Raw genomic sequence first — 23,806 nt, 5'->3', positions numbered from 1 at the left:
ATTTCGCTACACCGGGTCAGTCCCCCGCACACCGGAATTCACTCGTCCAGGGCATGCAGCGCCTGCCGGACCAGCGCCGCGCGGGCGGCCGGTTCGGCGAGGTGCTCCAGGCCGAAGCCGAGCAGCACCGTGTCGTCCGTGGTGACCGCGCCGTAGGTCTGGAACAGGGTCCCGGTGCGGGTCCAGTCCTTCAGGACGGCGGGGCTGCCCTCGGGCGGTCCCGGGACCCGCCAGGCGCCCAGCGAGGTCTCGAAGCCCTCGGTCTGCGTCGCCGTGCCGCCGACGACCAGGGAGGCCTCGTCGGCGAGGACGCCCCGGCCGCCGCTGCCCGGGTCGGTGACGTAGGCGATCGACAGCTCGACGGACTTCCCGGCGTAGGCGCTCAGGTCGAACTCGACCTGCTTCCAGCCGCCGGAGGAGCCGGTGAGGCTGTTCCACTGGCCGGTGGTGCCGGTCGCGGTGCAGCCGTCGTCGGACAGGGTCAGGTAGTGCGCCAGCCAGGGGTGCCCGGCCATGTAGAACCCGGCCGCGCACTCCGCGGGTACGGCGGTGCCGGTGGCGCCGTTCGCCTCGGGCAGGGTGGTCCAGTCGTCGGCGCCGGTGGTGTGCGCCTCGACCAGGGCGTGGTCGTAGCCGCGCTCGGTGTCCCACAGCAGCTGGGTGCGGAGCACGGGGCGGTCGGAGGCGGTGACTCCGGTGAGGTCGACGGTGCGGGTGAGGCGCTTGTAGGCGTCGTCGGTGTGGACGGCGGCGGCCATCCACTCCCCCGCGTAGGGCCCGTACGGGTTGACCGTCCCGGCGAACTTCCCGGCGCCCGCGCTCGCGAACTGCGGGTACGTGCCGGGGTCGAGCTCGTCGGAGGTCACGCTGTACGCCCCGGCGGCGTCCAGCGGGTTGCCGGGGGCGTCGCCGAGGGTCCCGCCGGCCCCGTCGAGCTTGCCGGAGCCCGCGAAGCCGGTGGCGCCGGAGGTGGCGGTGCGGGTGTAGGCGCCCAGGTAGTACTGGCTGAAGTCGTCGGAGAGGGTGCCGCCGCCGAGGTCGACCTCGCCGCCGGCCTGCTCGCCGGCCTCGATCAGCTTGCCGCCCTCGTTGAGGAAGGCGCGCAGCTGGAGCTGGGTGGCGTTGCCGGGCACCGCGGCGCCCGTGTAGTGGACGACCGTGTCGAAGTGGCCGAGGACGCCGAGCGCGTCGGGGGCGCCCTGGGCGGCGACGTCCCAGACGGCGGCGCGCCGGCCGTTGGCCTTGAGGGCGTCCACGTACGTCCGGGTCTGCGTGGCCTTCGCACCCTCCTCGGCGACGACGAGGACGTCGGCGCGGGGCCGCTCGGCGACCGTGTAGGTGAAGTGCTCGCTCTCGGTGCGCTTGCCGTGCCGGTCGTGGCTGCCTCGCGGCTTTTCTCCGGTGAACCAGACCTCGACGCGGTCGCCGGGGTCGGCGCCCCGCACCTTGGCCCGGTACTCGTCGAAGTAGAGGTTGTCCTCGCCGCCGTACGTCTCGCCGCCCCGCCAGGGCCGCAGCGTCGCGTCGTGCGTGCGTCCGCCGTTGACGCGGTACTTCAGCTCCTTGTCGCGCACGGACTTGCGGACGACGACGGAGACCTCTTGGTCGGCGCCGCGCGCGTAGGAGGTGGTGAAGGGGGCCGGGGTGAAGTCGGCGGCGTCCAGGCCGACCGAGGAGGACGGACGGTCGGGGTGGGCGGCGGTCTCGGCGACGGAGAGCGCGAAGGGGATGTTCTTGGCGAACTCCTCCTGGATCAGTTTCTCGTCGTCGGGGAAGTTGAAGCCCGACTGGCAGTCGCGCGCGTTCCACTCGTCGTCGGGCTCCACATCGGAGGCCGTCTGGCAGGTCGACATCTCCGGGGTGAACATCGCCATGCCGTTGACGTTGGCCGCGTGTCCGTCGGCCTCGCCGTTGGTGGTGTACAGCTCCGAGGAGACCTGCGGGTGGTAGCCGGGGATCGCGGAGTTGTCGGGGGTGCCGGCCAGCGCCTTGTAGAGGACGTCGTCCGGGGTGTTGGTGGCCACCTGCCAGCCGACGCCGTAGAGGAGGAGTTCGGCGGCGGAGTGGTAGTTGATGCCGTACGTGAAGCCGATCCGCTTCTGGAAGGCGTCGAGCGCCTTGGTCTCGGGCTCGGAGCCGGGGCTCGCGCCGCGGTAGGTCTCGCTGGTGGGGTTGGGGGACGAGCCCTCGTCGTCGTAGCCCCACTTGTAGGCGAAGTTGCGGTTGAGGTCGACGCCGTCGCCGGTGCTGATGGTGCCGTCGCCGTTGACGTCGCGCAGGTTCTTGCGCCAGAGGCGGTTGTCGTCGCTCTCGAAGGTGTAGTCGTAGCCGTCGGGGTTGGCCGACAGGACGAACCACAGCTCGGTGGAGTCGACGATCTTCCTGATCCGCCGGTCCTTCTTGTAGTTGTCCAGGTAGTGGTGCATCAGCCGCCGGGTCATCTCCGGGGTGATCCACTCACGCGCGTGCTGGTTCGACATGTAGAGGACGGCCGGCTTGGAGCCGTCCCTCGACTTCTTCGCGTGCTTGGTGAGCTTGAGCGCCAGGATGTCCTGGCCCCGCACGGTCTTCCCGATGGAGACGACCTTGGTCAGACCGGGGTTCTCCCGGGCGGTGCGCAGGATCTCCTCGCGCAGTCCGCCGCTGCCGCTGTACGGGCGGAAGACGCCGTCGGCGGCGCTCTCGACCCGCTTCTCGGACTGGGCGGACAGGGTGTGCTCGGTGAGGTCGACGCCCTGTTTCTCCAGCGTGCCGGCCTGCTTCTCGGTGAGGTAGAGCTCGACGGCGGCCGTGCCGCGGTCGGGTACCTGCTCGCCGAGTTCGTGGCCGTCCTGGCCGGCGGCCAGCAGCAGGGGTACCTGCTCCTTGGTGACGTCGGCGCGGAAGACCTTCACTTCGTTCGCGTCCGGGGTCGCCGGGTCCGCGGGTTGTGCCTGGGCGATGGGTGCGAAGCTCGCTCCGCCGATCAGGAGCGCGCCGACGGCGAGGATCGATCTCGCTCTTCGTCTCATGAACCCCCCTAGGTGGGGCCTGTCCGACAGGCCTGGGTCCGCCACAGTGGCGAACAGGTGCCAGGCTCATGACAGCTCATGATCGAGTCAAGAGCCCGGCAGGGACACGCCGAAGCCGGTACCGGTCACCCAAGTGGGCTCCGGTACCGGCCTGTTGGTGGTATCCGCTCGTCGGCGGTGTCGGCTCCGCGGCGGTGTCGGCTCGCCGGCGGCACCGTGCGTCGGCGGTCCTGGCCCGTGCGGTCAGCCGACCAGGTTGTCGGCCAGCTCCTCGCCGAGGTTGGCGTCCGTGCCGGCGATGCCGAGGTCGGAGGCCCGCTTGTCGGCCATGGCCAGCAGGCGGCGGATGCGCCCGGCCACGGCGTCCTTGGTCAGCGGCGGGTCGGCGAGGGCGCCCAGCTCCTCCAGGGAGGCCTGCTTGTGCTCCATGCGCAGCCGGCCCGCGGCGGCGAGGTGCTCGGGCACGTCGTCGGCGAGGATCTCCAGGGCGCGCTGGACCCGGGCGCCGGCGGCGACGGCCGCGCGGGCCGAACGGCGCAGGTTGGCGTCGTCGAAGTTGGCGAGCCGGTTGGCGGTGGCGCGGACCTCGCGGCGCAGCCTGCGCTCCTCCCAGGCCAGCACCGAGTCGTGGGCGCCGAGCCGGGTGAGCAGGGCGCCGATCGCGTCGCCGTCGCGGACCACGACCCGGTCCACGCCGCGCACCTCGCGGGCCTTGGCGGGGATCGACAGCCGACGGGCGGCGCCGACCAGGGCGAGCGCCGCCTCGGGGCCCGGGCAGGTCACCTCCAGGGAGGAGGAGCGGCCGGGCTCGGTGAGCGAGCCGTGCGCCAGGAAGGCCCCGCGCCAGGCGGCCTCGGCGTCGCAGGTGGCCCCCGAGACCACCTGCGGCGGCAGCCCCCGGATGGGCCGTCCCCGGCCGTCCACCAGGCCGGTCTGCCGGGCCAGCTGGTCACCGCCGGCGACCACCCGGACGACGAAGCGCGAACCGCGGCGCAGCCCGCCGGGCGCCATCACGATCAGCTCCGAACCGTGCCCGAAGATCTCCAGGATGTCCTGCTTGAGCCGGCGGGCCGCCCGCGCGGTGTCCAGCTCCGCCTCGATCACAATGCGCCCGCTCACCAGGTGAAGGCCGCCGGCGAACCGCAGAACGGCGGAGACCTCCGCCTTTCTGCAGCAGGTCCGGGTGACGGGGAGCCGGGAGATCTCGTCCTTCACCGCTGCCGTCATCGCCATGGGCCGATCCTTCCATGCATCCGAAAAATACGGTCGTACGCGGCGGCCAGCAGCTCCGGGTCGTGCCTCGGGGTCCCGTCGGTCCGGGCGACCGGAGCCAGCTCGACCGCGGCGCCGAACCGTTTCGCGGCGTCGGTCAGCGAGTCACGGTCGGGCACGGCGGCCTCGTCGGCCAGCACCACGTCCAGGGCGAGTTTAGGGGCGTGTCGTCCCAAAACCTCCAAATGACGCTGCGGTGAGAAGCCCTCAGTTTCTCCGGGCTGCGGGGCGAGGTTCAGCGAGAGCACGCGGCGCGCCTTCGTCTCGACCAGGGCGTCCAGCAGCTCGGGCACGAGCAGGTGCGGGATGACCGAGGAGAACCAGGAGCCGGGGCCCAGCACCACCCAGTCGGCGTCCAGGACGGCGTCGACCGCGTCGGGGACGGCCGGCGGGTCGCTGGGCACCAGGTGCACGGACTGCACCTCGCCCGGCGTGAGCGCCACGGTCGCCTGTCCCCGTACGGTGTCCACCTCGTCGGGACGTTCCGGGTCGTGGCCCCTGACCAGGGCCTGGAGCTCCAGCGGGACGGCGGACATGGGCAGCACCCGCCCGTGCGCGCCGAGCAGCTTGCCCACCAGGTCCAGCGCCTGGACGTGGTCGCCGAGCTGCTCCCACAGGGCGACGATCAGCAGATTGCCGACCGCGTGTTCGTGCAGGTCGCCCTGGGACTGGAAGCGGTGCTGGATGACGCGGGCCCAGGTCTGGCCCCAGTCGTCGTCCCCGCACAGCGCGGCGAGCGCCTTGCGCAGGTCACCGGGCGGCAGCACCCCCAGCTCGTCACGGAGCCGCCCGCTGGAGCCGCCGTCGTCGGCGACGGTGACGACGGCGGTGAGGTCGCCGGTGATCCGGCGCAGCGCGGCGAGCGAGGCGGACAGGCCCATGCCGCCGCCGAGAGCGACGACCTTGGGCTGGGCGCCCCGGCGGCGCGGCTTGCCGCCGCGCGTCTGTTCGGGCCGGGCCGCGCGGGCGTCGGCGGGTCTGCCGCCGCGCCCCTCGGGCACCACCCGGCGCAGCCGGCTCAGCCGCGGAGTGCGTCCTGTCATTCCCCTGTCATTCCCGTCCCATGTCCCGGTGGACGACCACCGTCTCCACGCCCTCGGCGGCGAGCCGGGCGGCGAGCTTCTCCGACATGGCCACGGACCGGTGCTTGCCCCCGGTGCAGCCGACGGCGACGGTCACATAGCGCTTGCCCTCCCGACGGTAGCCCGCCGCGATCAGCTGGAGCAGCTCGGCGTAGCGGTCGAGGAACTCCTTGGCCCCGGGCTGGTTGAGGACGTAGCTCGACACCTCCTCGTTCAGGCCGGTGAAGGGGCGCAGCTCCGGGACCCAGTGCGGGTTGGGCAGGAAGCGCATGTCGACGACGAGGTCGGCGTCGACCGGGAGGCCGTACTTGAAGCCGAAGGACATCACCGTGGCCCGCAGCTCGGGCTCCTCCTCGCCGGCGAACTGGGCGTCCATCTTGGCGCGCAGCTCGTGCACGTTGAGGCTGGAGGTGTCGATCACCAGGTCGGCGTCGCCGCGCAGCTCCCGGAGCAGCTCGCGCTCGGCGGCGATGCCGTCCACGATGCGGCCGTCGCCCTGGAGGGGGTGCGGGCGGCGCACCGACTCGAAGCGGCGCACCAGGGCGTCGTCGGAGGACTCCAGGAAGACGATCCGGCGGGTGACGCCGCGGGCGTCGAGGTCCGCGAGGGACTCGCGCAGGTTGTCGAAGAAGCGCCGTCCTCGGACGTCCACGACCACCGCGATGCGGGCCACGTTGCCCTGGGAGCGGGCGCCGAGCTCCACCATGGTGGGGATCAGCGCGGGCGGGAGGTTGTCGACGACGAACCAGCCCAGGTCCTCCAGACACTTGGCGGCCGTCGAGCGGCCTGCCCCGGACATGCCGGAGATGATCACCAGCTCGGGGATGGCCGCTTCGTGCGTCCCGGCTGTTTCCTTGCCCGTACTCACCTGTGCTCCGTCGTCGCGGGTCTGTTCTCGTGCCGCCGCGGCCTGCGTCTGTTCTCGTCCGGCTGCGGGCCGTGCCTCGTGCTCGGTCATCTCTCCTGCCCCCGTCGTTCGTCCGGGGTGCCCGCGGACACGGGCTCCCCCGGGGCATCCGCCGTCGTCTCGGGTGCCCCGTCGTCGTCATCCATGATCTCTCCGGTCGCCGTGTTCACGGCGGGCCCGGCCGGGGTGGCCCCGGCCAGGGCCACGGCCACGGTCTCGGCCGTCTTGCGGCCTATGCCGGGCACCTCGCAGATCTGGTCGATCGTCGCCGCCCGCAGCCGCTTCACCGAACCGAAGTGCTTGATCAGCGCCTGTTTGCGGGTCTCCCCCAGGCCGGGCACGTCGTCGAGCGGTCCGGCGCGGAAGCGTTTGGCGCGCTTGGTGCGCTGGTAGGTGATCGCGAAGCGGTGGGCCTCGTCGCGGACCCGCTGCAGCAGGTAGAGGCCTTCGCTGGTGCGGGGCAGGACGACGGGGTCGTCCTCGCGGGGCAGCCAGACCTCCTCCAGGCGCTTGGCGAGACCGCACACGGCGATGTCGTCGATGCCCAGCTCGTCCAGCGCCCGCTGGGCGGCCGCGACCTGCGGCTGACCGCCGTCGACCACGACGAGCTGCGGCGGGTAGGCGAACCTCTTGGGCCGGCCGTCGTCGTCCTTGAGCGCCGGGCCGTGGGTGAGCGCCTCGCCGTCGTCCGGTGCGGAGGCCTGGCCACCCGGACCGGCGTCGCCGCCGGGGTGCTGCCCGCCGCCGGGGTGCTGCCCGCCGTCGGCGTGCTGCCCGCCGTCGGTGAGCGACTCGCCGTCCGCCCACTCGCCGGTCTTCTCCTTCTCGGCGAGATAGCGGCGGAAGCGGCGGGTGATGACCTCGTGCATGGAACGGACGTCGTCCTGTCCCTCGAAGCCCTTGATCTGGAACCGCCGGTATTCGCTCTTCCGGGCCAGCCCGTCCTCGAAGACGACCATGGAGGCCACGACGTCGTCGCCCTGGAGGTGCGAGATGTCGTAGCACTCGATGCGCAGCGGGGCGCTGTCGAGGTCGAGGGCCTCGGCGATCTCCTCCAGCGCGCGCGAGCGCGTCGTCAGGTCCGAGGCGCGCTTGGTCTTGTGCAGGACGAGGGCCTGCTGGGCGTTGCGCTGGACGGTCTCCATCAGCGCCTTCTTGTCGCCGCGCTGCGGGATGCGCAGCGACACGCCCGAGCCCCGGCGCTCGGTGAGCCACTGCTGGACGGGCTCGACCGGGTCGGGCAGGGCGGGGACCAGGACCTCCTTGGGCACGGCGTCCCCGCTCTCCTCGCCGTACAGCTGCTGTAGGGCGTGCTCGACGAGGGCGGCGGTGGTGATCTCCTCCACCTTGTCGGTGACCCAGCCGCGCTGACCGCGCACGCGTCCGCCGCGCACGTGGAAGATCTGGACGGCGGCCTCCAGCTCGTCCTCGGCGACCGCGATCAGGTCGGCGTCGGTGGCGTCGGCGAGCACGACCGCGCTCTTCTCCATCGCCTTCTTGAGGGCCCCGATGTCGTCCCGCAGGCGCGCCGCCCGCTCGTACTCCATCTCCTCCGCGGCGTCGGCCATCTGCCGCTCCAGGCGGCGCAGGTAGGTGCCGGTGCGGCCGGCCATGAAGTCGCAGAACTCGTCGGCCAGGTCCCAGTGGTCGTCGGGCGTGATCCGGCCGACGCAGGGCGCGGAGCACTTGCCGATGTAGCCGAGCAGACAGGGGCGGCCGGTGCGGGCGGCGTTCTTGAAGACGCCCGTGGAGCAGGTGCGCACCGGGAAGACGCGCAGCAGGAGGTCGACCGTGTCGCGGATGGCCCAGGCGTGTCCGTACGGCCCGAAGTAGCGCACGCCCTTCTTCTTGTGGCCGCGCATCACCTGGACGCGCGGGAACTCCTCGTTCATCGTCACCGCGAGGTACGGGTAGCTCTTGTCGTCGCGGTACTTGACGTTGAACCGGGGGTCGTACTCCTTGATCCAGGAGTACTCCAGCTGCAGTGCCTCGACCTCCGTGGACACCACCGTCCACTCCACGGACGCGGCCGTGGTGACCATGGTGCGGGTGCGCGGGTGCAGGTGCGCCAGGTCCTGGAAGTAGTTCGCCAGGCGCTGGCGCAGGCTCTTCGCCTTTCCGACGTAGATCACCCGGCGGTGCTCGTCACGGAACCTGTACACCCCCGGGGTGTCCGGGATCTCTCCCGGCCTGGGGCGGTAGCTGGAGGGGTCGGCCATGACTCACACCCTACTGGCGCGGACCGACACCGCGGCGGGGCTGTGGACGACGGGCCGGGCCCCTGTGGACCGCCGGCGGGGAAGACGGTGCGGGGCCGGCCGGTCACGGTGGGTGGCAGCCGGGAGGGCGGGCCCGTGCGTTCTCGGCCAGGAGCGCGTGACGGTCGGGCGTCAGGTGTTGTCCGGACTAGGTCAACACGCTTCAATGCGGGGGGACTCGGGGCCTGAAGCGCGGCGTACGGATGTGAAGACCTCTGCGCCGCGACCGGGGGCGGCCCCGGCCGATCCGTGTCGACGGTCTGACCAGCCGTCGTGAACTTCACAGGAGGGCCCCTGCATGCCGCACGCCACACAGCACGCGGACGTCGCCACGGCGCAACTCGACTCGGCCCTGCGCGGTGGCCCCTTCCACGTCGCGCTGCGCGCGGCGATCGCCGCGCGTGGGCTGCCGCTGCAGCGTGTGCAGCACCATCTGTCGCGCCACGGGGTGAAGGTGGGCGTCACGAGCCTGAGCTACTGGCAGCAGGGGGCCCGGCGCCCGCAGCGTCCGGAGTCCCTGCGGGCCGTGCGGGCCCTGGAGGAGATACTCCAGCTGCCCGAGGAGTCGCTGATACGTCTGCTCGCCGAGTCCGGCGCCGAGGCAACGGACCGCGACCGACGGCCCGCGGGCCGCTCCTACCGCGCCCACCTGGCGGCCTCGGGCGTCCTTGACGGGCTGCTGGCCGAACTGGGGCACCCGTCGCCGGACGGCGGGGTGCACACCCTCGGGCACCACGAACGGATCCGCGTCGGGCCCGGCCGTGAGCTGGCGGGCCGCGAGTCGCACCTCATCGTCCGCGCACACCGGGACGGCGTCGACCGCTTCGTCGCCGTCCACTACGGCGACCCGGGGTGCGTCCCCGCCCGGATGACCGTCCACGCCCTGGAGAACTGCCGCACGGGACGGGTGCGCACCCACCACGAGACCGGCCTGCTGGTGACCGAGCTGCTCTTCGACACGCGGCTGGGGGCCGGCGACACCCACCTCTTCCGCTACGGAGTCGAGGACGGCACGGCCGGTGTGTCGCGCGAGTACGTCCGCGGGTTCGGTGTCGCGGGCGGGCAGTACGCGCTCCAGGTGCGGTTCGACGTCGCGGCCCTTCCGGTGCGCTGCCACCGGTTCACGCAGCACTCCCCGGCGGCGCCGCGCGGTGGCCGGCAGGAGCTGGCGCTCAGCGGACTGCACCGCTCGGTGCATCTCGTGGAGCCGCGGGTCAGGTCGGGGATGCTGGGGATCGGCTGGGACTGGGAGTAGGACGCCGGGGCCCCGGGGAGGGCGTCGGCTGCGGCGCCGGGGAGGGCGTCGGCTGCTCCCGGTCGGGCTCCTGACGGTCGGGCTCCTGACGGTCAGGTCCCCGGGCTCGCGACGATCCGGCCCTGCTTCACCTCGACCGGCAGCTCGATGAGCGGCACGGTCGCCGGGGCGTGCAGCACCTCGCCGGTGCGGGCGTCGAACTCGCTGCCGTGGCAGTTGCAGACGAGCTTGGTGCCCTCCAGCTTCTTGATGGGGCACCCCGCGTGCGTGCACACCGTGCTGAACGCCTTCAGGGAGCCGTCCTCGGCGCGGCTGACCACCACGTTCCCGTCCGGGAACAGCTTCGTCGCGCCCTTGGCGACCTCCCCGTCCGCGCCCAGGTCCACGGGTGCGGTCGGCCTGGCCGGGGCGGCGCCGTCGTCGCCCGGGGAGCAGGCGGCCAGGCCGAGTCCGGCGACGGGCGTGACGGCCACCGAACGCAGGACGGTACGGCGACTCGGGGCGGGGCGGCCGGGCATGAGGTCTCCACTGGTCGGGTTCGGGGCCGGGCGGGGCGTGAGCGGGAGGTGCGCCACAGGGCCGACGATATCCGGCCGGGCGGGTGGTCCCGCGGGCCGGGTGGCCCGGAGGCGGGTCGCCGTCCGGCAGCGCGTAAACGCTTGCGCAAGCGTTTACGCGCCCCTGGCGCGTGGGGTACGGTCCGGCCGGAGCGGGACGTGAGCGACGGGTCCGGGCGGGGACGTGAGTGACAGGTCCGGGCGGGGACGCGAGTGACAGGTCCGGGCGGGGACGTGAGCGAAGGGGGTGCGCCGGTGGCGACCATGGCCGATGTCGCGCGGAGTGCCGGTGTCTCCGTGGCGACCGTCTCGCACGTCCTCAACGGCACCCGCCCGGTGCTGCCCCACACCCGCCAGGCGGTGCTCGACGCCGTGGAGGAGCTGGGCTACACGCCGAACACCCTCGCCCGCTCCCTGGTGACCTCGCGCACCCGTTCCATCGGGCTCGCGGTGTCGGCGATCAGCAACCCGTACTTCACGGAGATCCTCCAGGGCGTCGAGGCCGCCGCCCTGGAGCACGGCTACGGCCTGCTCATCGCCGACCCGCACGACGACCCCGGGCACGAGCGCGAGGTGGTCCGGCTGCTGCACGAGCGGCGTGTGGACGGCATGATCGTCGCGCCCTCCGCCGAGCCCCGGGACCTGGTCGCCTACCTCACCCGCCACCGGGTGCCGGCCGTGTTCCTCGACCGGGTCGTCGACGTGCCGGAGGCCGAGGACGCCCCGCGCTTCGACCAGGTCTGCGCCGAGGGCGCCGAGCCGACCACGGGGCTGGTGGGTCATCTCGCCGGGCTGGGCCACCGCCGGATCGGCCTGGTCGCGGGCCGGCCGGGGTTCAGCACGACCCGCGAGCGGATCACCGGGTACCGGCACGGCCTCGCCGCCGCGGGTCTGCCCTACGACGAGCGGCTGCTGGTGCACGGCGACTCCGAGGCGGCCGGCGGCGAACGGGCCACGGCGCAGCTGCTGTCCCTGGCGGTGCCGCCCACCGCGCTGGTCACCGCCAACAACGCGATGACCATCGGCGCCCTGCGCGCCGTCCGCGAGCGGGGCCTGTCCGTGCCCGGCGACCTCGCGCTGTGCTGCTTCGACGACTTCGCCTGGGCGGACCTCTTCTCACCCGGGCTCACCGCCGTCGCCCAGCCCAGCAGGGAGATCGGTGCGCGGGCCGTGCGGCTGCTCCTCGACCGCCTCGCCGCGCCGGACCGGCCGGCGCGGACCGTACGGCTGCCCTGCTCCTTCGTCCACCGCACCTCCTGCGGCTGCGCCGAGCAGCCCCGGCGGCTCCCGGAGCGGTCCGGGCGGCTCGCCGGGCCGTCCGGAGAACCCCATGCGCAAGCCCATGCCAAGGCCAACGAAAGGACCCTCCCGTGATCGTCGTCGCCGGTGAGGCACTGATCGACCTGGTACCGCAGGGCACGGGCGCCCTCGCCGCGCTGCGGCCCGCGCTCGGCGGCGGTCCGTACAACACCGCCGTCGCGCTGGGCCGCCTCGGCTCGCCCGTGGCGTTCTGCTCACGGGTGTCGTACGACGCCTTCGGCGAGGCGCTCCTCGACCGGCTGCGCGAGACCGGCGTGGACGTCTCGCCGGTGCAGCGCGGGGCCGAGCCGACCACCCTCGCCGTGGCCTCGCTCGACGCGGACGGCTCGGCCGCGTACTCGTTCTACGTGGACGGGACCGCTGACCGGCTGTTCTCGCTGCCCGCCGGCCTGCCGACCGGCACCCGGGCCGTCTCCTTCGGGACGTGTTCGCTGGTGCTGGAGCCGGGCGCGAGCGCGTACGAGGAACTGCTGCGCGAGACGGCCGCGCGGGGCGTGTTCACGGCGCTGGACCCCAACATCCGGGCCGGGCTGATCCCGGACCCTGACGCCTACCGGGCCCGGTTCAAGAGCTGGCTGCCGTCGGTGTCGCTGCTGAAGCTGTCCGCCGAGGACGCCGAGTGGCTCGGCGGCACCCCCGGGGAGTGGCTCGCGGCGGGACCGGCCGCGGTCGTGGTCACCCGGGGCGGCGACGGCCTGACCGCGTTCACCCGCGACGGGGGCGAGTACACGGTGCCGGGCGAACGCGTCGAGGTGGTGGACACGATCGGCGCGGGCGACACGGTGAACGCGGCCCTGCTGCACGGCCTCGCGGCGCGGAACGCCCTCGGCGACGCGGCCGTGGCCGCGCTGGGGCCGGACGGCTGGGCCGGGCTGCTGGGCTTCGCCGCCCGCGCGGCCGCGGTCACCTGCTCCCGGGCGGGCGCGGAACCGCCGTACGCCCACGAGGTCACCGGCTGACGGACGGCGGCGGCGCCGGACCCAGGGGTTCACCCATGGGGTCCGGCGCCGCCGACCGCACTCAGGCCTTGCTCGTCCGCGTGGTCTTCTTCGCGGCGGGCGTGGCGGCCTTCTTGGCCGTCTTGGCGGTCCTGGCCGTTTTGGCGGCGGTCGCCTTCTTGGCCGCCGTGGCGGTGACCGCCTTGGTGGCGGTCTTCCTGGCGGTGGCCTTGGTCGCGACCGTCTTCGCCGCCTTGCGCGGCCTGGTCACCGGGGCCGCGTCACTGACCCGGTCGGCGCCGAGGACGTCCCGGAGGAACTTGCCGGTGTGGCTGGCGGGGACACCCGCGACCTGCTCGGGCGTGCCCTCGGCGACCACCAGGCCACCGCCGGCGCCGCCCTCGGGGCCCATGTCGACGACCCAGTCGGCGGTCTTGATCACGTCGAGGTTGTGCTCGATGACGATGACGGTGTTGCCCTTGTCGACCAGGCCGCCGAGGACCGTCAGCAGCTTGCTGATGTCCTCGAAGTGGAGACCGGTGGTCGGCTCGTCCAGGACGTAGACCGTGCGTCCGGTGGAGCGGCGCTGCAGCTCGCTGGCGAGCTTGACGCGCTGGGCCTCGCCGCCGGACAGGGTGGTCGCGGACTGGCCGAGCCGGACGTACCCGAGACCGACGTCCTTGAGGGTCTTCATGTGCCGGGAGATGGCGGGGACCGCCTCGAAGAAGTCGGTCGCCTCCTCGATCGGCATGTTCAGCACGTCGGCGATGGACTTGCCCTTGTAGTGGACCTCCAGGGTCTCCCGGTTGTACCGGGCGCCGTGGCAGACCTCGCACGGGACGTAGACGTCCGGGAGGAAGTTCATCTCGATCTTGATGGTGCCGTCGCCCGCGCAGTTCTCGCAGCGGCCGCCCTTGACGTTGAAGGAGAAGCGCCCGGGCAGGTAGCCGCGGACCTTCGCCTCCGTCGTCTCGGCGAACAGCTTGCGGATGTGGTCGAAGACGCCGGTGTACGTCGCCGGGTTCGACCGCGGGGTGCGGCCGATGGGCGACTGGTCGACGTGGACGACCTTGTCGACGAGGTCGTCGCCGTCCACGCGCGTGTGCCTGCCCGGGACGTTCCGCGCGCCGTTCAGCTCGCGGGCCAGGTGGGTGTAGAGGATGTCGTTGACCAGCGTCGACTTGCCGGAGCCCGAGACGCCGGTGACGGCGGTGAAGACGCCCAGCGGGAAGGACACGTCGATGTCCTGGAGGTTGTTCTCCCGGGCGCCGTGCACGGTGAGGCGCCGGGAGGGGTCCTGCGGGCGCCGGATGTCGGGCAGCGGAATGGCCTTGCGTCCGGACAGGTACAGCCCGGTCTGCGACTCGGCGTTGTCGAGCAGCTCCTTGACGGAACCGCTGTGCACCACCTTGCCGCCGTGCTCGCCCGCGCCGGGACCGATGTCGACGATCCAGTCGGCGACCTTGATGGTGTCCTCGTCGTGCTCGACGACGATGAGGGTGTTGCCCATGTCCCGGAGCCGGACGAGGGTCTCGATCAGCCGGTGGTTGTCGCGCTGGTGCAGGCCGATGGACGGCTCGTCCAGGACGTACAGCACGCCGACGAGTCCGGAGCCGATCTGGGTGGCCAGCCGGATGCGCTGGGCCTCGCCGCCGGAGAGGGTGCCCGCCGCGCGGTTCAGCGAGAGGTAGTCCAGGCCGACGTCGACCAGGAACCGCAGCCGTTCGTTGACCTCCTTCAGGACGCGCTCGGCGATCTTCTTGTCGCGGGCGTTGAGCGTCAGCTCGCCCAGGAAGTCCGCGCAGTCGCTGATGGACATCGCCGAGACCTCGGCGATCGACTTGCCCATGACGGTGACCGCGAGGACGAGGGGCTTGAGGCGGGTGCCCTCACAGGTGGGGCAGGGCACCTCGCGCATGTAGCCCTCGAAGCGCTCGCGGCTGGAGTCGCTCTCGGCCTCGCTGTGCCGGCGCTTGACGAAGGGGATCGCGCCCTCGAAGGCCGTGGTGTACCGGCGCTCGCGGCCGTACCGGTTGCGGTAGCGGACCTCGACCTGGGTCTTGTGGCCGTTCAGCAGGGCCTTGCGGGCGCGCAGCGGCAGGCCCGCGAAGGGGATGTCCGTGCGGAAGCCGAGCGCGTCGGCGAGGGCGCCGATCAGGCGGCCGAAGTAGTCCTTGGTGTGTCCGTGCGACCAGGGGTGGATGGCGCCCTCGTCGAGGGACTTGTCCTCGTCGGGGACGATCAGCTCCGGGTCGACCTCCATGCGGGTGCCGATGCCGGAGCAGTCGGGGCAGGCGCCGAAGGGCGAGTTGAAGGAGAAGGAACGGGGCTCCAGCTCTTCGAAGGACAGGTCGTCGTACGGGCAGTACAGGTGCTCCGAGTACATGCGCTCGCGCTCGGGGTCGTCCTCGGGGAGGTCGACGAAGTCGAGCACGACCATGCCGCCGGACAGGCCGAGCGCGGTCTCCACGGAGTCGGTCAGGCGCCGCTTGGCGGAGTCCTTCACCGTGAGGCGGTCGACGACCACCTCGATGGTGTGCTTCTCCTGCTTCTTCAGCGTGGGCGGGTTGGACAGCTGGACGGTCTCGCCGTCCACCCGCGCGCGGGAGTAGCCCTTGGTCTGGAGGTCGGCGAAGAGGTCGACGAACTCGCCCTTGCGCTCACGCACCAGCGGCGACAGCACCTGGAAGCGGCTGCCCTCCGGCAGCTCCAGGACCTTGTCGACGATGGCCTGCGGCGACTGGCGCGAGATGGGCCGGTGGCACTCGGGACAGTGCGGCTTGCCGATGCGGGCGAAGAGCAGGCGCAGGTAGTCGTAGACCTCGGTGATGGTGCCGACCGTGGAGCGCGGGTTGCGCGAGGTCGACTTCTGGTCGATGGAGACCGCCGGGGAGAGGCCCTCGATGAAGTCGACGTCCGGCTTGTCCATCTGGCCGAGGAACTGCCGGGCGTAGGAGGAGAGCGACTCCACGTAGCGCCGCTGGCCCTCGGCGAAGATGGTGTCGAAGGCCAGGGAGGACTTGCCCGACCCGGACAGGCCCGTGAAGACGATGAGCGAGTCACGAGGCAGGTCGAGCGAGACGTTCTTCAGGTTGTGCTCGCGCGCGCCACGGACGATGAGACGGTCGGCCACGCCGGTCCGCACCTTTCTTGAGAGAAGTGACAGGGGCGGGGCCCCCGTCTTTCTCAGACTAGGGGGAGCCACTGACAACGCCGGTCGGATTCACCGGTTGTCAACAAACCCCGACTTCCCAGCATGCCCGACGCCGCAGTCGAGCTTATAGCACGTGCATTCGAATTGCGGGGGTCGTCCACAACCTTCACCCGAAGGTGTGGTGCGGTCTAGGGTCAGCAGCATGATTGATCACGCTCATGACCTGGCGTCTGTACGTGACGCTACCGAGCGGCTGCTCACCGCGGTCGGGAAACTGGACAACGCGTCCGTGACGGAGTCGTCACGGCTTCCCGGCTGGAGCCGCGGTCACGTCCTCGCCCACCTCGCCCGCAACGCCGACGCTCTGGTGAACGTCCTCGAAGGGCGCCCCATGTACGTCTCCGGCGAGGCCAGGGACGCCGACATCGAGCGGGACGCCCCGCGCCCCCTCGACGCCCAGCTCGCGGACCTGCGCGAGAGCGCGGCCCGCTTCCAGGGGACGGGAGCGGCGCCGGCGGACTGGTCCCGCACCGTGGAGCTGCGCAACGGCGTCACGGACTCCGCCTCCAGGGTGCCGTTCCGGCGCTGGGTCGAGGTGGAGCTGCACCACGTCGACCTGGGCATCGGGTACGAGCTGGAGGATCTTCCGACGGAGTTCACCGCGCGGGAGATCGACTTCCTCGCCGCCCGGTTCGCCGGGCACCCGGACGTGCCGCCGACCCGGCTCACGGACGGCACGCGCGCGTGGCGCACGGGGCGGGAGGCCGACACCCCCGAGGTGACCGTCACCGGTCCCCCGGCCGATCTGCTCGGCTGGCTCGCCGGTCGCCGTGAGGGCTCCGCACTCACGGCGGAGGGCGGCCCGCTGCCGGCGCTGCCTCCCCTGTAGACGGGCGGACGGGAGGCGGTCTGCGGGCCGCCCCCGGCGCTAGGCTGGCCGTCATGACGTACAGCGGAGAGGTGACGGTCGGCGGACCCGCCGACGTGCACGAGCTCAAGGACCTGATGATCACCAAGGTCGCGGTCGGCCCGATGAACAACAACGCCTATCTGCTGCGTTGCCGGGCCACCGACGAGCAGCTGCTGATCGACGCCGCCAACGACGCGCACACCCTGCTCGGCACGATCGGTGACGACGGCATCGCCTCCGTCGTCACCACCCACCGGCACGGCGACCACTGGCAGGCGCTCGCCGAGGTCGTCGCGGCCACCGGCGCCCGCACCCACGCCGGCCGGCACGACGCCGAGGGCATCCCGGTGCCGACCGACGTCCTGGTGGACGACGGCGACACGATCCGGGTCGGGCAGGTGGAGCTCACCGCACGCCACCTGGTCGGACACACGCCGGGCTCCATCGTCCTGGTCTACGACGACCCGCACGGGCATCCGCACGTGTTCACCGGGGACTGTCTCTTCCCGGGCGGTGTGGGCAACACCCACAAGGATCCGAAGGCGTTCGCGAGCCTGATCCACGACGTGGAGACCAAGGTCTTCGACACGCTCCCGGACGAGACGTGGGTCTACCCCGGGCACGGCAACGACACGACGCTCGGCGCGGAGCGGCCGCACCTGCCGGAATGGCGGGCGCGCGGCTGGTGACGGTCGGGCACGCCGGCCGGCGGCGGGCGGTCGCGCGCCGGTGACGGGCGGACGGGCGCGTACGGACGTGCGGGCCCGCGCCCTCGCGCCTCCGCGCGCGCCCCGTGTGAAGCGTTCGCACACACCCGCGGTCCGCGCGCGCTCCCGCCGCGGTGGTGCGGCGCGGTCGACTGGTGGCAGCCCCGCACAGGATCGACGGCTCCTGGGCGGCACGGGCCGCCGGCCTCCCGATCCCCGCCCTCGGCCGGCGGCCCCGGCGTCTCAGGTCCTGGCCGCACCGGCCCCGGCCAGGGCCGCGATCCGCTCCACGCCGAAGACGTACCCCTGCACCCCGCATCCCGCGACCACGCCGTCGGCGCGCTGCGAGACGTAGGAGTGGTGCCGGAACGCCTCACGCTGGTGGATGTTGGAGATGTGGACCTCGACCACCGGCAGCCCGTCGCAGGTGTTGAGGGCGTCCAGGATGGCGACGGACGTGTGCGAGTACGCGGCGGGGTTGATCACGATCCCGCAGTGGTGCAGCCGGGCCTCGTGGATCCAGTCGACCAGTTCCCCCTCGTGGTTGGACTGCCGGAAGTCCACCGTGCCGCCGTGCGCGGCCGCCGCCTTGACGCACAGTGCCTCGACGTCGGCGAGGGTGTCGGAGCCGTAGATCTCCGGCTGGCGCTGGCCGAGCAGGTTCAGGTTGGGGCCGTTGAGGATCATGATCGGGGCGGTCGCCAGGGTGCGGGGCACGGTTCCTCCGGTCCGTGAGGGGTGCGGCGGCCCTTGCGCGACCGCTGCTCGGTCCCCGGTTTATCACGGTGCGCCGATGCGTCGGCGGGCCGTACTCTCCGCGTATGACGGTGATCGCGTACCCGCCCAAGCCCTCGCCGGGCGACCGCGTCGCGGTGGTGTCCCCCGCGTCCGGACTGCCCGGACTCTTCCCGCTCCCCTACGAGTTGGGCCTGGAGCGGCTGCGCAAGGAGTACGGTCTCGAGCCGGTCGAGTACCCGGCCACCCGGAAGATGGGCGCGTCGCCCGCCGAGCGTGCCGCCGACCTCCACGCGGCCTTCGCCGACCCCGGCATCAAGGCGGTGTTCGCGTCGATCGGCGGCGACGACCAGATCACCGTGCTGCCGCTGCTCGACCGGGAGCTGATCCGGGCCAACCCGAAGCCGTTCTTCGGCGTGAGCGACAACACCAACCTGCTCGCCTACCTGCGCAACACCGGGATCGTCGGCTTCCACGGCGCGAGCGTGATGGTGGAGCTGGGCCGTCCCGGCGCCCTGCACCCGCAGACCGCCGACTCGCTGCGTGCCGCGCTGTTCACCCCGGGGCCTTACGAACTGCGGTCCGCCGAGCGCTGGAACGACGTCGACCGCGACTGGGCCGACCCTGCGACCTTCGAGACCGAACCCGGGGCGCGCCCCGGGACCGGCTGGTCCTGGGAGAACGCCGACCGGGTGGTCGAGGGACGTACCTGGGGCGGCTGCCTGGAGATCCTCGCCTGGCTGCTGATGGCCGACCGCGAGATCGCGCGCGATCCCGCGGAGTACGACGGTGACGTGCTGTTCCTGGAGACGTCCGAGGAACTGCCGGCCGCGGAGGAGGTCTTCCGCATCCTGCGCAACATGGGCGAGCGCGGGCTGCTCGGCCGCTTCTCGGCGCTGCTGATGGGCCGCCCGAAGACGTGGTCGTTCCAGCACCCCAACAGCCCCGAGGAGGCCGACCGGTACGCGGCGGAGCAGCGGGCTGCGGTCCTGCGCGCGATGCGCGCCTATGCCCCGGACACCATGATCGTCTTCGACGTGGACCTCGGCCACACCGATCCGCAGGTGGTCGTCCCGTACGGGGGCACCGTGCGGGTCGACGGACCCGCGCGGCGCATCACCGTGACCTACTGAGTCTCCCGCCGGTCTACGGGTTGACGGCCAGCTCCAGATAGGCCGCGAAGAGCACCAGGTGGACGCCTCCCTGCAGGGGTGTGGCCCGGCCCGGTACGACCGTCAGGGAGGCCACGACCACGGTCAGGGCGAGCAGCACCATGTGGATGGAGCTGAGGCCCAGGACCAGCGGTCCGGAGAGCCACAGCGAGGCCAAGGCGACCGCGGGGATGGTGAGGCCGATGCTGGCCATGGCCGAGCCGAGCGCGAGGTTGAGGCTGGTCTGCACCCGGTCGCGGCGTGCGGAGCGCACGGCGGCGATGGTCTCGGGGAGCAGGACCAGCAGCGCGATGACGACGCCGACGACGGCGTGGTGGAGTCCGGCGGCCTCCACCCCGCTCTCGATGGTCGGCGACACGCCCTTCGCGAGGCCGACGACGCCGACCAGTGCCAGGCCCAGCATCCCGAGGCTGAACAGGGCCGTGTGTGAGGACGGTGCGTGGGCGTGCTCCTCGGCCGTGATCACTTCGCCCTGCCGGGTGATCGGCAGGAAGTAGTCGCGGTGCCGCACGGTCAGCGTGGCGATGAACAGGCCGTAGAGGACGAGCGAGGACAGCGCCGCGAAGGTCAGCTGCACGGTGGAGAACTCGGGGCCGGGCGCGCTGGTGGTGAACGTCGGCAGGACCAGGCTGAGGGTGGCCAGGGTCGCCACCGTCGCGAGGGCGGCGCCGGTGCCCTCCGGGTTGAACACCGCGATGCCGTGCCGCAGGGAGGCGACCAGGAGGCTGAGGCCGACGACGCCGTTGCAGGTGATCATGACGGCCGCGAAGACGGTGTCCCTGGCCAGGGTCGCGCTCTTGTCGCCGCCGTCCGCCATCAGGGTCACGATGAGCGCGACCTCGATGACCGTGACGGCGATGGCGAGGACGAGGGAGCCGAAGGGCTCGCCGACCCGGTGGGCGACCACCTCGGCGTGGTGCACGGCGGCCAGGACGGATCCCGCCAGGACGATCGTGAGCAGCGCGACGACCACGCCGGGCAGCGAGCGGCCCCAGGTGAGAACGAGCAGCACGACCGCGATCACGGGCGTGACGGTCGTCCACTGTGCGAGGAGCGCCCTGGGACCGGTGACCATGCGGTGATCGTCGCAGAGGGGGACGGGGCCCGCACGCCGGATCTCCGGGCCCTTCGCCCACCGACGGCGCCGGGCGGGCCGGGGCCGCCGGACAACGGGGAGCGGCGAACGGCTCCTCGCCGCTCGCCGCTCCCCGGCCCGGGTGGATCAGGCCTCGACGCTGTCCTTCGGGGCGTCGCCTCTCTCGGCCGCCGCCGCTTCCGCCTCGGCCTGCTTCTTGGAGGCGCGGAGGCTGGTGATCGTGGTGACGATCAGGACGGAGCAGATCACGCCGAGCGAGACCGGAATGCTGATCTCGGGGACGTGGACGCCGGACTCGTGCAGGGCGTGCAGCACCAGCTTGACGCCGATGAAGCCCAGGATCACGGACAGGCCGTAGGACAGGTGCACCAGCTTCTTCAGCAGTCCGCCGATGAGGAAGTACAGCTGGCGCAGACCCATCAGGGCGAACGCGTTGGCCGTGAACACGATGTACGGGTCCTGCGTCAGGCCGAAGATCGCCGGGATGGAGTCGAGCGCGAAGAGCACGTCGGTGGTGCCGATCGCGAGCATCACGACCAGCATCGGGGTCATGATCCGCTTGCCGTTCTCCTCGATCCACAGCTTGGTGCCGTGGTACCGGTCGGCGACGCCGAAGCGGCGCTCGGCGGCCTTGAGGAGCTTGTTTCCCTCGAACTCCTCGTCCTCCTCGTCGGCCCGTGCCTCCTGGATGAGCTTCCAGGCGGTGTAGATGAGGAAGGCACCGAAGATGTAGAAGACCCAGGCGAAGCTGGCGAGGATCGCGGCACCCGCGGCGATGAAGATCGCCCTGAGGACCAGGGCGATGAGGACACCGATCAGCAGGACCCGCTGCTGGTACTGCGAGGGCACCGCGAACTTCGCCATGATCAGGACGAAGACGAAGAGGTTGTCCACGCTCAGGGACTTCTCGGTGATGAAGCCCGCGAAGAACTCGCCGGCGGGTTCACCGCCGCCGAAGAGGAGCAGGCCGAGCCCGAAGAGGCCCGCCAGGGCGATCCAGACGCCGGTCCAGATGCCGGCTTCCTTGATCGATACGTCGTGCGGCTTGCGGCCGATGAAGAAATCGACCGCGATGAGGGCGGCGAGGCCCACGATGGTCAGGACCCACAGGGTCGTCGAGACTTCCACTACGCCTCCGGCAGTACGTCACACGGCAGATGTCAGCGTCGTCGCTGCCGGAGGTCTCTTCCACCCCGGCCCGGGACGCGTGATGCGCCCGAACCACGGGCCGACGCCCCGGGATCTGGCCTGATCCGTATTGACGGGTACGCCGCAGCAGACAGGGAGTACTCCCCTCCGTACGGACGACAGTACCCCAATCACCAAGGGAAGGTAAAGAGATTTGCAAATAAAGCTCAAAAGCCCAGTTGGGAGGCGGTCATCGTCCCCATGAGCCACGGGCGGCGGCGACCTGCGCGAGCACCTGCTGGAGCACCTGGCTGCCGGGCGGCACGAGCGGCGGCTCGTAGGTCCAGGCATGTCCGACCCAAGGGTCGGCGAGGTGGTCGTCGGCCACCGGCGTCAGCCGCAGCAGCGAGCGCCACAGCGGATCGAGCAAGGGTCCGAACCCGGCGGACTCCTCGCGGTCGGCGACCATCATCAGGTGGACGCCGACGGTCGGCCCCTCGTCGGCGAGGTAGCGCAGCTGGTTGACGGCCCGGTCGTCGAAGCCGTGCGGGAAGTCGTTGACGATCAGCAGCTGCTGCGAGGTGTCGAGGCCGGGCGGGAGCGCGTCCGGCGCTCCCCCGCGCAGCGCCATCTGCACCAGGTCGACGCGCTGGGTGAGACGGGCCAGCACGTCCGCCGCCCCCGCCGCTCCCTGGGCGGGCGGCGCGGCCAGCACCCCGCTGCGCACCAGCGGCGCCAGCGCCTGCGCCCCCGACCCGGCCGGATCGATGACGTGCACGGTGAACTCGCCCGCCGGGTAGACGGCGAGCAGCCGGGCGGCGTGGGCCACGGCCGTCTCCAGGCCCAGGCGCCGCATCTCGTGGGAGTCGGCGAAGGAGCCGTCGAGCGAGGCCGAGCGCCCGCTGTCGATCCACAGGCCGCGCTCGAGCGGCAGCCGGATCAGCATCGGGACGCGTATGCGGTCGGCCTCGGGCAGATGCAGATCGCCGAGCCGCACGGCCATCGGGATCTCCATGGGGACGCGGTAGGCGTGCCAGACGGGGTTGTCCCAGCGCGCGAAGGCGGCCGGCAGGGCGGGTTCGACGACCTCGGCCTCCGCGACGAGCTGGGCGACGTCCCGGTCCAGGACCTCCCTGGCCTGGGACACCAACTGAGCGTGCCGGCCGCGCGCCGCCTCCCGGGCGGCGTCGCCCTGCCCGCCGATCCGGTTGCGCGGGTCGGACAGGGCCTGGTCGAGTTCCTTCTCCATCCGGGAGTCGGCGAAGTCGACGGCGCTGCGGTAGGCGGCCGTGGTGCGGGCCAGGTCCTCGAACATGCCCCACACCTGGTTGTAGAGGCGTTCCTCCATGGACCAGCCGGTGGCGTCACCGGCGACGGGCCGGGCTGGCTGCCCCGGTTCGGCCGGGGGCGCGGCCGGCGGGGGCGGGGGCGGTGCCGCGGTCTGCCGGCGCGGGTGGCTGTAGTCGATGGGGCCGCCTGCGGCAGGCGCGGCCGGCTGACCGGCGGCGGGCTCCCCGGGGCCGACCGGGCCGCCACCCGGGCCGCCCGTGTACGGCTGCTGCGCTCCGTGCTGTCCCGGCGCCCCGGGCGTCTGCGGGCCGGGGCCGGAGGCCCCCTGGGAGTCGTACGGAGACGTCGGCGGCACGGGGCCGGCGGTGCCGCCCGGGCCGGTCCGGGGCGCGGTGCCGTGGTCAGGTCGGTGCGCCGGGGCGGTGGCCGGCGGAGCCGGTATCGAACGGGCCAGTCCGCTCGCCACCGCCTCGTGGATGCTCGCCGCGAGCTGATGGGCCCGGGACAGCTTCTGGTCGGTGAAGAGTTCGGCGAGGCCGCCCGCGTACCCCTGGCCGACGGCGCGCACCTTCCAGGCGCCCTGGCGCCGGTAGAGCTCCAGGGCGACGACGGCGGACTCGGCCTCCAGACCGGTGAGGGTGTAGCTGGCGACCTCGTCGCCGTCGAGGCCCGTGACGGCGACGAAGGGCGCGGCGACGGCGCCGAACCGGGCCGGGCCGCTCCCGCCGGCGGGCAGGGCGAGCAGCACGCTGACGCGGTGCACGGTGTCCGGCATGGCGTCCAGGTCCACCGCGAGACGGTGGTCGGCGGCGGCCTGCCGGGAGACCTCCAGGCCCGGCAGGGTGGGCGCGCCCGGGTGGGCCACCCCTTCGGCACCGTGGACGGTGCCATTCTCGTCGCCGAGCGTGGCTCCGGCCACGACCGGCGTACCGGCCGAGATCCGGATCTCGAGACGAGCCCCGGGAAGCGGGTGGTTCTGTCCCCGCGTCAGCTCGGCCGTCATCGCCTTTCCCC

General features: G+C 72.4%; 17 protein-coding genes. 6 read left to right on the top strand and 11 right to left on the bottom strand.

Annotation, left to right across the window (positions count from 1 at the left end; genetic code table 11):
* Positions 1-38 precede the first annotated feature (38 nt).
* The 5 genes from D1J63_RS27930 to uvrC all read right to left on the bottom strand — a co-directional run bounded on the left by D1J63_RS27930 (position 39) and on the right by uvrC (position 8,491).
* A complete protein-coding gene (locus tag D1J63_RS27930; protein ID WP_125632649.1) occupies positions 39-3,011 on the bottom strand; it encodes a M14 family metallopeptidase in 2,973 nt (990 codons plus the stop codon).
* Positions 3,012-3,254: 243 nt separating this feature from the next.
* A complete protein-coding gene (gene whiA / locus D1J63_RS27920) occupies positions 3,255-4,244 on the bottom strand; it encodes a DNA-binding protein WhiA (RefSeq protein WP_061445365.1) in 990 nt (329 codons plus the stop codon).
* Positions 4,235-5,326 (bottom strand): uridine diphosphate-N-acetylglucosamine-binding protein YvcK, encoded by a 1,092-nt coding sequence (gene yvcK, locus D1J63_RS27915; protein ID WP_125632647.1) that lies wholly within the window; start codon positions 5,324-5,326, stop codon positions 4,235-4,237. Before yvcK ends, whiA begins: the two co-directional genes overlap by 10 nt.
* Before the next feature lie 7 nt (positions 5,327-5,333).
* On the bottom strand, positions 5,334-6,323 hold the full coding sequence (gene rapZ / locus D1J63_RS27910) for an RNase adapter RapZ (protein WP_125632644.1): 990 nt from the start codon (positions 6,321-6,323) through the stop codon (positions 5,334-5,336).
* Positions 6,320-8,491, bottom strand: coding sequence for an excinuclease ABC subunit UvrC (gene uvrC, locus D1J63_RS27905; protein WP_125632642.1), 2,172 nt, complete (start codon positions 8,489-8,491; stop codon positions 6,320-6,322). Before uvrC ends, rapZ begins: the two co-directional genes overlap by 4 nt.
* A gap of 337 nt (positions 8,492-8,828) precedes the next feature.
* Here uvrC and D1J63_RS27900 point away from each other — a divergent pair, with 337 nt between their 5' ends.
* Entirely contained in the window at positions 8,829-9,785 is a 957-nt protein-coding gene (locus D1J63_RS27900) for a hypothetical protein (RefSeq protein ID WP_125632640.1), read from the top strand.
* Between the two features lie 92 nt (positions 9,786-9,877).
* Here the strand turns inward: D1J63_RS27900 and D1J63_RS27895 are convergent, their stop codons facing one another.
* A complete protein-coding gene (locus D1J63_RS27895) occupies positions 9,878-10,303 on the bottom strand; it encodes a Rieske (2Fe-2S) protein (RefSeq protein WP_102931965.1) in 426 nt (141 codons plus the stop codon).
* 294 nt (positions 10,304-10,597) lie between these two features.
* On the opposite strand from D1J63_RS27895, the gene D1J63_RS27890 reads away from it, so the two are divergent.
* The gene (locus tag D1J63_RS27890) at positions 10,598-11,716 is read left to right on the top strand and encodes a LacI family DNA-binding transcriptional regulator (protein WP_125635867.1); all 1,119 of its coding nucleotides are present in this window, start codon (positions 10,598-10,600) and stop codon (positions 11,714-11,716) included.
* The gene (locus D1J63_RS27885; RefSeq protein WP_125632638.1) at positions 11,713-12,621 is read left to right on the top strand and encodes a carbohydrate kinase; all 909 of its coding nucleotides are present in this window, start codon (positions 11,713-11,715) and stop codon (positions 12,619-12,621) included. The genes D1J63_RS27890 and D1J63_RS27885 overlap by 4 nt, the downstream gene beginning before the upstream one ends.
* A gap of 61 nt (positions 12,622-12,682) precedes the next feature.
* On the opposite strand, the gene uvrA is transcribed toward D1J63_RS27885, so the two are convergent.
* Positions 12,683-15,733, bottom strand: coding sequence for an excinuclease ABC subunit UvrA (gene uvrA, locus D1J63_RS27880; protein WP_125632636.1), 3,051 nt, complete (start codon positions 15,731-15,733; stop codon positions 12,683-12,685).
* Positions 15,734-15,956: 223 nt separating this feature from the next.
* Between uvrA and D1J63_RS27875 the strand changes: the two genes are divergently transcribed.
* Together D1J63_RS27875 and D1J63_RS27870 are read left to right on the top strand one after the other, a co-directional pair.
* A complete protein-coding gene (locus D1J63_RS27875; protein ID WP_125632634.1) occupies positions 15,957-16,643 on the top strand; it encodes a maleylpyruvate isomerase family mycothiol-dependent enzyme in 687 nt (228 codons plus the stop codon).
* 53 nt (positions 16,644-16,696) lie between these two features.
* Positions 16,697-17,353, top strand: coding sequence for an MBL fold metallo-hydrolase (locus D1J63_RS27870; RefSeq protein ID WP_125632632.1), 657 nt, complete (start codon positions 16,697-16,699; stop codon positions 17,351-17,353).
* 261 nt (positions 17,354-17,614) lie between these two features.
* Here D1J63_RS27870 and aroQ read toward each other — a convergent pair whose 3' ends face one another.
* Positions 17,615-18,088: a type II 3-dehydroquinate dehydratase gene (aroQ, locus tag D1J63_RS27865; protein ID WP_125632630.1), complete on the bottom strand. Its 474-nt coding sequence runs from the start codon at positions 18,086-18,088 to the stop codon at positions 17,615-17,617.
* Between the two features lie 104 nt (positions 18,089-18,192).
* Between aroQ and D1J63_RS27860 the strand changes: the two genes are divergently transcribed.
* The gene (locus tag D1J63_RS27860) at positions 18,193-19,239 is read left to right on the top strand and encodes a S66 peptidase family protein (RefSeq protein ID WP_125632628.1); all 1,047 of its coding nucleotides are present in this window, start codon (positions 18,193-18,195) and stop codon (positions 19,237-19,239) included.
* A 13-nt stretch (positions 19,240-19,252) separates the two neighbouring features.
* On the opposite strand, the gene D1J63_RS27855 is transcribed toward D1J63_RS27860, so the two are convergent.
* The 3 genes from D1J63_RS27855 to D1J63_RS27845 all read right to left on the bottom strand — a co-directional run bounded on the left by D1J63_RS27855 (position 19,253) and on the right by D1J63_RS27845 (position 23,795).
* Positions 19,253-20,353, bottom strand: coding sequence for an ionic transporter y4hA (locus D1J63_RS27855; protein WP_125632625.1), 1,101 nt, complete (start codon positions 20,351-20,353; stop codon positions 19,253-19,255).
* Positions 20,354-20,500: 147 nt separating this feature from the next.
* Complete coding sequence (locus tag D1J63_RS27850) at positions 20,501-21,502, bottom strand: TerC/Alx family metal homeostasis membrane protein (protein ID WP_125632623.1); 1,002 nt, start codon at positions 21,500-21,502, stop codon at positions 20,501-20,503.
* A gap of 250 nt (positions 21,503-21,752) precedes the next feature.
* Complete coding sequence (locus D1J63_RS27845; protein ID WP_125632621.1) at positions 21,753-23,795, bottom strand: TerD family protein; 2,043 nt, start codon at positions 23,793-23,795, stop codon at positions 21,753-21,755.
* Positions 23,796-23,806: the final 11 nt, after the last annotated feature.

The organism is Streptomyces sp. KPB2 (genome assembly GCF_003950055.1).
In the GTDB taxonomy this organism is placed as follows: Bacteria; Actinomycetota; Actinomycetes; order Streptomycetales; family Streptomycetaceae; genus Streptomyces; species Streptomyces salinarius.
This window is presented reverse-complemented; position numbering and strand designations above follow the sequence as displayed.

Coding starts and splice junctions, on each gene's coding strand:
- D1J63_RS27860 (WP_125632628.1), top strand. CDS start 18,193: ATGACGGTGATCGCGTACCCGCCCAAGCCCTCGCCGGGCGACCGCGTC.
- D1J63_RS27875 (WP_125632634.1), top strand. CDS start 15,957: ATGATTGATCACGCTCATGACCTGGCGTCTGTACGTGACGCTACCGAG.
- D1J63_RS27930 (WP_125632649.1), bottom strand. CDS start 3,011: ATGAGACGAAGAGCGAGATCGATCCTCGCCGTCGGCGCGCTCCTGATC.
- whiA (WP_061445365.1), bottom strand. CDS start 4,244: ATGGCGATGACGGCAGCGGTGAAGGACGAGATCTCCCGGCTCCCCGTC.
- D1J63_RS27855 (WP_125632625.1), bottom strand. CDS start 20,353: ATGGTCACCGGTCCCAGGGCGCTCCTCGCACAGTGGACGACCGTCACG.
- D1J63_RS27845 (WP_125632621.1), bottom strand. CDS start 23,795: ATGACGGCCGAGCTGACGCGGGGACAGAACCACCCGCTTCCCGGGGCT.
- yvcK (WP_125632647.1), bottom strand. CDS start 5,326: ATGACAGGACGCACTCCGCGGCTGAGCCGGCTGCGCCGGGTGGTGCCC.
- D1J63_RS27900 (WP_125632640.1), top strand. CDS start 8,829: ATGCCGCACGCCACACAGCACGCGGACGTCGCCACGGCGCAACTCGAC.
- D1J63_RS27895 (WP_102931965.1), bottom strand. CDS start 10,303: ATGCCCGGCCGCCCCGCCCCGAGTCGCCGTACCGTCCTGCGTTCGGTG.
- D1J63_RS27870 (WP_125632632.1), top strand. CDS start 16,697: ATGACGTACAGCGGAGAGGTGACGGTCGGCGGACCCGCCGACGTGCAC.
- uvrC (WP_125632642.1), bottom strand. CDS start 8,491: ATGGCCGACCCCTCCAGCTACCGCCCCAGGCCGGGAGAGATCCCGGAC.
- rapZ (WP_125632644.1), bottom strand. CDS start 6,323: ATGACCGAGCACGAGGCACGGCCCGCAGCCGGACGAGAACAGACGCAG.